Origin of the sequence: Comamonas sp. B-9, assembly GCF_000410635.1 — a bacterium.
Taxonomy (GTDB): Bacteria; Pseudomonadota; Gammaproteobacteria; order Burkholderiales; family Burkholderiaceae_C; genus Comamonas.
Map to the genome: position 1 here is coordinate 1 of NZ_APCR01000543.1, position 965 is coordinate 965.

Below are 965 nucleotides of genomic sequence, written 5' to 3' on the forward strand. Positions count from 1 at the left end.
TGCCGGCCAGCGCAGCGCGTGCAGCGTCCTCCGGGGCATAGCTGCCGCGCAGGGCCGGCGCGGTGCGGCCTTGCACCAGGCTGGCATCCATGCTGATCTGCCGACCGCTTTGCGAGGCGATGCGAGCCAGCGTGCTGCCCAGCGGCTGGGCGGGCAGGTCATAGCTTTGGACTGCGGCCGGGCTGCGGGTTTGGGCCTGGGCAGGCAGGGCGCAGGACATGGCAGCGGCGAGTGCGGCGGCCAGTGCGATGGCGCCCATAGGTGCAGTGGGCAGGGTGGGCGAGCGGCGGAGTGGCATAGGGTCCTTGGAAATGCAGATAGATAAATCGAGGCTTCCAAGGTATGTAGAGCGAGCGCAAAAAAGTGTTCATTTATTTTTGAGGGGCGAGGCCTATGCGCTGCAGCCCGGTCCCCGACAGACCTGTCCGGGCAGGTCTGCGCCCCTCAGGCCGCTTCGATCACGACCAGCCAGCCGCGCTGGTAGACGCGCACCGTGATCGGCAAGGTTGCCGCCAGCGCATCCAAGGCGCGGTCGCTGTCGTCGAGCGCATAGTTGCCATAGACCCGCAGCGCGGCAGCCTGGGCGCTGATGCGGACAAAACCCCGGCGGTAGGCGCGCAGCGCCTGCACCACCTCGCCCAGCGGCCGGTTGTGCACCTCCAGCATGCCGCGCTGCCAGGCGGCCTCGGCCTGGGGGTTGATGTCGTCGGCGTCGATGGACAAGGTGTCAAAGCGCGCGCTATGGCCTTCGTCCAGCACCTGGCTGGCACCGGCTGCGGTCGTCAGGCGCGTGGCGTGCTCAAGCATGCCGACGCGGGTGCAGGACTCTTGCAGCCGCACGGTAAACCGGGTGCCCAGCGCCTGGATGCGGCCATGCCGGCTCAGCACCTCAAACGGCGCCAGGCCGTTGCTGGCAGCCTGCGCCTGCACCAGCAGCGCGCCCTGGCGCAGCGCGACCCGGCGGC

General features: G+C 69.3%; 2 protein-coding genes. Both read right to left on the reverse strand.

Going from position 1 to position 965, the window contains the following annotated elements; translation table 11 throughout:
- Nucleotides 1-298 (reverse strand): STN domain-containing protein (locus H928_RS26230; protein WP_043338788.1); only part of this gene is annotated, 298 nt, incomplete at its 3' end.
- A 146-nt stretch (nucleotides 299-444) separates the two neighbouring features.
- The coding region (locus tag H928_RS26235) for a FecR domain-containing protein (RefSeq protein WP_021025564.1) at nucleotides 445-965 on the reverse strand (521 nt) is incomplete at its 5' end.